Genomic DNA, 6322 nt, shown 5'->3' with positions numbered 1-6322 from the left:
CGCGGTTCAGCTGGATGTCCTGAAAGAAGCCGGTCTTGAACAGGGAACGGGTCGAGTCCACCAGGCGGCGATCATCGGCCTGGTCGCCGACGTTCAGCGGCAAGGCACCGAAAACACTGCCAGCGGACACCCGCTGCAGGCCGTTGACGCGGATGTCGGCGATCCTGAAAGCGGAGGCATGGGCCAGCGAGGCTTTCAGCAACAGGATGGAGAGCAACAGGCGCGGGTAGTTCATCAGGGGTTCCAGACAAGCGGATTCGAAGGGGAGCAAGCGCGGGCAACCCGCTGGCAGCGGGCGATGAGGATACGGGCGGGCTGTGTACGGCGCGGTTAGCCAAGGGTAAAGATGTGTAAAGTCCGACCAGCCGGCGGTGACAGTACTGGCCGGCGGGGCGATCATTACAGCCCCTGAAATTGCGATGTCTGGCCCCGATGATCCCTGTGCTGCTGGTCGACGACGACTGCGAACTGACTGAAATGCTCTCTTTGTACCTGGCGCGCGAAGGCTTCCAGGCCACGGCGGTGGCCACGGGTGAAGAGGGCGAGACCCAGGCATTGTCCGGTCACTTCCAGGTGGTGGTGCTGGACGTGATGCTGCCGGGTATTTCTGGCATCGAAGTGCTGCGGCGCGTGCGTGCGCGCAGCCAGGTGCCGGTGCTGCTGCTGACCGCGCGTGGCGACAATATCGACCGTATTGCCGGCCTTGAGCTTGGGGCTGATGACTATGTTCCCAAGCCCAGCTCCCCGGGTGAACTGGTTGCACGCCTGCGGGCGATACTGCGCCGGGTGCAGCCGCAACCGACAGGCGAGGGCAGTGCGCCCGAACAGGTGCGCACGGGCGCATTGAAGCTGTGGCCAGGACGTCGTGAAGCGCATTGGGGCCAAGCCACGCTGGAGCTGACGGGCTCGGAATTCAGCCTGCTCGAAGCGTTGGCTCGCCAGGCTGGTCAGTTGGTCAGCAAGCAGGACCTGTCCCTCAATGCCCTGGGGCGGCCGTTGACCCGTTATGACCGGCGCATCGACGTGCACGTCAGCAGCATTCGGCAAAAGCTCGGCCCGCGCGCCGATGGCAGCAGCTGGATCCAGAGCGTGCGTGGCATGGGCTACATGCTGATTGTCGAATGATGCGTCGGCGTCTGTTCTGGAAGCTGTTCCTGGCGTTCTGGCTGGCCAACTGCCTGACCTTCCTGGTGGGGGCGGGGGCCTTCATGCTCAATGACTGGCGCGGTGATACCCCGGCGCTGCGTTCGCTGCTGGCCACAGAACTGCAGTTACTGCAGCGTTACGGCGAGCAGGCCGGTCGACAACTGCTGGAGGTGTTACCGCAGCCGCCGGATGTGCAAGTGGGCCTATATGACAGCCAAGGCCAGCTGCTGGCGGGCAGGGCGGTGCCGGTGTCGCGTTTCGAGCAGGCGTTGAGCGACCGAGAAGGCCGCCCGTTGGTGTTGCGTGCGTCGGTGGCTACGGCGCTTGGCGAGCCGCCGCGCCCGCGTGGCATGGGCCCGTTGGTGACCGGCACGCTGATGAGTGCGTTGTTTGCCTTTCTGTGCAGCCTTTACCTGACTCGCCCATTGGCCTGGTTGCGTGAAGCCATGGGGCAGGTGGCCCAAGGCAGGTTCGATGTGCGTGTAAAACCCAGGTTGGGCAAACGGCGCGACGAGATCGTCGAACTGGCCGGGGACTGCGACCGCATGGCCGGCCAGCTCAAGGCCCTGGTACAGGCGCAGCAGAACCTGCTGCACGATATTTCCCACGAACTGCGTTCTCCGCTGACCCGCATGCATGCCGCCATCGGCCTGATGCGTCAGCAGCCTGACCGACACGACATGCTGCAGCGGGTGGAGCGCGAATCACGGCGCATGGACGACCTGATCGAGCAACTGCTGACCCTGGCCCGCGCCCAGGCTCGGCAGGGCGACGGCGCCTTTGCCAGTGTAGATGTGACAGAGTTGCTGGCGCAGATCGTTGAAGACGCCCGTTTTGAAGCGGGCATGAAGCGGTGCCAGGTAACGTTGCAAGCCCAAGGGGCGTTTCTCATCCTGGGGCATGAAGAGCTGCTGTACCGGGCGTTCGAGAACATCATCCGCAACGCTGTTCGCTATACCGCCGCCGGCACAGAAGTGCTGGTGAGCGCTGTGTTGGCGCCGGGCGGGCAATGGCTTCAGGTCAGTGTCAGCGACCACGGTCCGGGGGTAGACCCGGCCCGTCTGAAGCGTATCTTCGAGCCGTTCGACCGCGGCACCGACAGTAGCGACGATGGCTTTGGCCTGGGCCTGGCGATTGCCCAGCGGGCCATTGTCCTGCATGGCGGCAGCATTACCGCGCTGGCCGCAACCAGCGGCGGCCTGCGCGTGCGCATCGAGCTGCCGCAAAACCGCCCTACTTGAAGCCGGTCACGGCGTGGGGAACGTAAGGGGCCTGCAAGCGCGCCACCTCGGTCTCGCTCAGCTGCAGTGACAACGCGCCCAGTGCATCGTCCAGATGGGCGGGCTTCGAGGCCCCGACGATAGGGGCGCTAACGCCGGTCTTGCCCAGTACCCAGGCCAGCGCAACCTGGGCCATCGGCACACCCCGTTCGCCAGCGATCTGTTCGACGACATCGATCACTCGGCCGTCTTCCACCTCGGTCTTTTCATAGAACGACTGGCCGGATACATCGCTGCGGGTGCGTGCTGTCTGCTGCCCGTGCGGCCGGGTCAGGCGCCCGCGGGCCATCGGGCTCCAGGGCATCAGCCCCACCCCCTGGTCCAGGCACAGTGGGATCATCTCGCGCTCTTCCTCGCGGTAGATCAGGTTGAGGTAGTTCTGCATCGACACAAAACGGCTCCAGCCGTTGCTGGCCGCCACCTGCTGTGCCTTGGCGAACTGCCAGGCGTACATCGATGAAGCACCGATGTAGCGTGCCTTGCCGGCCTTGACCACGTCATGCAGGGCTTCCATGGTCTCCTCGATGGGGGTGTGGTAGTCCCAGCGGTGGATCTGGTACAGGTCGACGTAGTCGGTACCCAGGCGGGTGAGGCTGGCGTCGATGCTGGCCATGATCGCCTTGCGCGACAAGCCTTGCTCATTGGGCCGGCTGGCGCCTTCCCACATGTTGGCAGGGAAGAACACCTTGGTGGCAATCACGGTTTCTTCCCGGCGGGTGAATGCCTTCAACAGTTTCCCGACGATGATTTCCGAGGTGCCGGCAGAATAGCTGTTGGCAGTGTCGAAGAAGTTGATGCCTTGCTCTACGGCATGGCGAATGATGGGGCGGCTGGCGGCTTCGCCCAAGGTCCAGGGATGCGTGCCGGCGTCGGGTTCGCCGAAGGTCATGCAGCCCAGACACAGCCTGGAAACGTCCAGCCCGGTGTTACCCAGCTTTACGTATTGCATCGTCGTCTCCTTCAAGGGCGTTAGTGATGGTGTCAGCCTAACGCGGGCAGCCTTGCGCGAAAATTCCATATTGATGCAGGTCCCATCCGCAAAAATTCACAAGCGCAGCAATGGCCGCACCTGTTGCTGGAGGAAGTCGGTAACCGCCTTGATCCGTGGGGTGGCGCGCACGTCCTCATGCACTGCCAGCCAGATTTCGATGCTCATGGTCTGCTCGGCGCTGCCGGCTTCCTTCAGGCCGTGCTCCTGCGCCATGAACGCGGGCAGGCAGGCGATGCCGATGCCGCCGGCACAGGCTTGAGCCTGGATGCGCAGGTCATTGCTGTGCAGCGCGAACGGCTGCTGGCCGGCCTGACGGTTCAGCCATTGCTGTTGAGGGGAACTGGCCTGCGACTCGTCGTAACCGATGTAGCGCCGTGCCGCCGTGCTGGCCAGGTAGCCGGGCGAGGCGTACAGCCGGTAGGCAAGGTGGCCCAGAAGGCTGGCAACCAGGGTCGGTTCTGTGGGCCGGGCCAGGGCGATGCTGATGTCGGCTTCGCGGCGGGCCAAGGATGCCTTTGATTTGCTGCCCACCAGCTTCAGGCGCAACTGTGGGTAGCGCTGGTACAGTTCGCCCAGGCGCCGGGCCACGATGCTGCCGAGCAGTGCCGGTGGTGCCGACAGCACCACTTCGCCTTCCACCGCGTGTTGGCCGGCGCTGGCGAAATGTTCAAGGGCGAAGGAGGACAGGGTCATCTGCTCGGCAAGTTCGGCAACGCGTCGGCCTTCGTCGGTGAGCGCATAAGCGCGGGGGCGCCGGTCGACCAGCTTGAGCTTGAGCGAGGCTTCGAGCGAAGCGATGCGCCGGGCCACGGTGGCGTGGTCGACGCCCAGCGTCTTGGCGGCGGCGGACAGCGAGCCGGCCGAGGTAAAGGCGCAGAAATGACGCAGGTCTTCCCAATCGAACATGGAGGGCTCGGCAGTAGCTTGTGCAGAAGGGGGTAGGGTAGCGTTTTCTGCGGGTCCACTGTGGATTGGGTGGATTTGAGATTTTTGGGGCTGCTTTGCAGCCCATCGCGACACAAGGCCGCTCCTACAGGATTTGCATTTGCCTCGAAGGCCGTCATGTACCTGTGGGAGCGGCCTTGTGTCGCGAAAGGGCTGCGCAGCAGCCCACATGGCTGGCCTCAGTGGCCGCCTTTCATCCGTCGTGCCACCAGATAGATACCCAGCCCGACCAGCGCAGTTGCCGCGCCGATATAGCCGGTGCTGGTCCAGCCCATGCCCGCGGTAATCGCCATGCCACCCAACCATGGCCCCAGCGCATTGGCCAGGTTGAACGCTGCATGGTTCGACGCAGCTGCCAGGCTAGGCGCTTCATGGGCAATGTCCATCAGGCGGATCTGCAATGGCGCTGCCAGTGCGATCATGGTACCCACCAGGCCGATGCCCAACAGCAGGCTCCACAGTGCCTGGGCGGCAATGGTGAAGAACAGCAGCACGGCGATCGACCACACCAGCACCAGCCCCACGGCGCGGAACTGCAGGCGGTCGAACAGTTTGCCGCCGGCAATGTTGCCGACGATGCCGCCCACCCCGAACGCCGCAAGGCCGAACGGAATCCACTGGGGCGATACCTGGGTCACCTGCAGCATGGTCGGCGCCAGGTAGCTGAATACCGTAAACATGCCGGCGAAGCCGATCGACGCGATGGCCAGCGCCATCCACAGCTGCGGGAGGGTGAAGGCTTGCAGTTCCTTGCGTGGGTCGCTGCGCACTTCGTCGTGGCGCTGGGGCACAAAGCGCCATACCAGGGCGATGGTGCACAGCGCGATGGCGCCAACCAGCACGAACGCTGAACGCCAGCCAAAGTACTGGCCCAGATACGTGGCTAGCGGGTTGCCCAGCAGCATGGCCAAGGTCAGGCCCATCATCACCCGTGCAACGGCACCCGCTCGGTGGTCCTTGGCCACCATGCTGGATGCCACCACTGCGGCAATGCCGAAGTAGGCGCCGTGGGGCAGGCCGCTGATAAAACGGAAGGCAACCAGGCTGCTGAACGAAGGGGCGAAAGCGGTAGCCAGGTTGCCAAGGGCGTACAGTGCCATCAGCAGCAGCAACATGTGCTTGCGCAGCAGCCGCGCACCCAGAATCGCGAGTGTCGGGGCGCCAACCATCACCCCCAGTGCGTAGGCACTGATGGCATGCCCCACCTGGGGCTCACTCAATTGCAGGTTGTTGGCAATGTCGGGCATCAGGCCCATGATGGCGAATTCGCCGGTGCCGATGGCAAAGCTGCCCAGCGCCATGGCGGCTTCCATCTTCGCGACGGTGCCTTTACCGGGGAGAGGGGGTATTTGCGGAACTGACATCTGTATCCCTTTTGAAACATGCTGAAACGTTCAAGGCGGGATCATAGTCAATATTTGCCGGCAACGTCGAGGAACCTGAGCAGCTTGTGGGGGCATCGGCGGCCTGGCTGGGGAGCGTTTAAACGGTCAGCTTCTTGCTGAACTTGGTTTCCATGACAATGTGCGAAGCCGTGTGCGTAACCCCCTTGATCATGTTGATGCGGGTCAGCTCGGCATTGAGCTCGCCCAGCGTATGGGTGGTCAGGTGGATAATGAAGTCCATCTCGCCCGACACCGCATACACCGCCTGCACCGCGTCCATTTTGCGCAGGGTGGTCATCACATCGGTGTAGCTCTTGTTGCTGCACGAGGTCATGGTGAAGCAGTTGATCACCTGCTGCAGCTTGTCTTGGTCGATGCGCACACTGTAGCCGGTGATCACCCCGGCGTTTTCCAGGCGGTTGATGCGCTCCTGTACCGCCGAGCGAGACACGCCCAGCTTGCGCGCCAGCGAGGCGGTGGGCTCACGGGCGTTGGCCTGCAGCAGCCCGAGCAATTGCCGGTCCTTCTCAGTCAGTTTGAACAGCGCGCCGGGTGGGAGGGCGTCCATGGTGGTT

General features: G+C 63.7%; 6 protein-coding genes and 1 pseudogene. 2 read left to right on the top strand and 5 right to left on the bottom strand.

The window, feature by feature from the left end; translation table 11 throughout:
- Nucleotides 1-235 (bottom strand): annotated as a pseudogene (locus CKW35_RS27320) (outer membrane assembly protein); the annotation flags it as partial.
- A gap of 197 nt (nt 236-432) precedes the next feature.
- On the opposite strand from CKW35_RS27320, the gene CKW35_RS27315 reads away from it, so the two are divergent.
- Nucleotides 433-1125 (top strand): response regulator transcription factor, encoded by a 693-nt coding sequence (locus tag CKW35_RS27315; RefSeq protein ID WP_095117303.1) that lies wholly within the window; start codon nt 433-435, stop codon nt 1123-1125.
- Nucleotides 1122-2387: a HAMP domain-containing sensor histidine kinase gene (locus CKW35_RS27310; protein ID WP_016486783.1), complete on the top strand. Its 1266-nt coding sequence runs from the start codon at nt 1122-1124 to the stop codon at nt 2385-2387. Before CKW35_RS27315 ends, CKW35_RS27310 begins: the two co-directional genes overlap by 4 nt.
- On the opposite strand, the gene CKW35_RS27305 is transcribed toward CKW35_RS27310, so the two are convergent.
- The 4 genes from CKW35_RS27305 to CKW35_RS27290 form a co-directional block, all read right to left on the bottom strand.
- Complete coding sequence (locus tag CKW35_RS27305; protein ID WP_095117301.1) at nt 2380-3375, bottom strand: aldo/keto reductase; 996 nt, start codon at nt 3373-3375, stop codon at nt 2380-2382. The genes CKW35_RS27310 and CKW35_RS27305 overlap by 8 nt on opposite strands.
- Nucleotides 3376-3471: 96 nt before the next feature.
- Nucleotides 3472-4323, bottom strand: coding sequence for a LysR family transcriptional regulator (locus CKW35_RS27300; protein WP_095117299.1), 852 nt, complete (start codon nt 4321-4323; stop codon nt 3472-3474).
- Nucleotides 4324-4541: 218 nt separating this feature from the next.
- Nucleotides 4542-5726: an MFS transporter gene (locus CKW35_RS27295; protein ID WP_177434971.1), complete on the bottom strand. Its 1185-nt coding sequence runs from the start codon at nt 5724-5726 to the stop codon at nt 4542-4544.
- Nucleotides 5727-5844: 118 nt separating this feature from the next.
- Nucleotides 5845-6315, bottom strand: a complete 471-nt coding sequence (locus tag CKW35_RS27290; protein WP_016486787.1) for an Lrp/AsnC family transcriptional regulator — start codon at nt 6313-6315, stop codon at nt 5845-5847.
- Nucleotides 6316-6322 lie beyond the last annotated feature (7 nt).

Origin of the sequence: Pseudomonas sp. Irchel 3F3 (assembly GCF_900187545.1) — a bacterium.
GTDB lineage: Bacteria > Pseudomonadota > Gammaproteobacteria > Pseudomonadales > Pseudomonadaceae > Aquipseudomonas > Aquipseudomonas fortuita.
The sequence above is the reverse complement of the archived record's forward strand: the minus strand, read 5'-3'. Positions and strand labels throughout refer to the sequence as shown.

Excerpts from the sequence above, each read along its gene's own strand:
- CKW35_RS27300 (WP_095117299.1), bottom strand. The coding sequence starts at position 4,323 with ATGTTCGATTGGGAAGACCTGCGTCATTTCTGCGCCTTTACCTCGGCC.
- CKW35_RS27305 (WP_095117301.1), bottom strand. The coding sequence starts at position 3,375 with ATGCAATACGTAAAGCTGGGTAACACCGGGCTGGACGTTTCCAGGCTG.
- CKW35_RS27290 (WP_016486787.1), bottom strand. The coding sequence starts at position 6,315 with ATGGACGCCCTCCCACCCGGCGCGCTGTTCAAACTGACTGAGAAGGAC.
- CKW35_RS27295 (WP_177434971.1), bottom strand. The coding sequence starts at position 5,726 with ATGTCAGTTCCGCAAATACCCCCTCTCCCCGGTAAAGGCACCGTCGCG.
- CKW35_RS27315 (WP_095117303.1), top strand. The coding sequence starts at position 433 with ATGATCCCTGTGCTGCTGGTCGACGACGACTGCGAACTGACTGAAATG.
- CKW35_RS27310 (WP_016486783.1), top strand. The coding sequence starts at position 1,122 with ATGATGCGTCGGCGTCTGTTCTGGAAGCTGTTCCTGGCGTTCTGGCTG.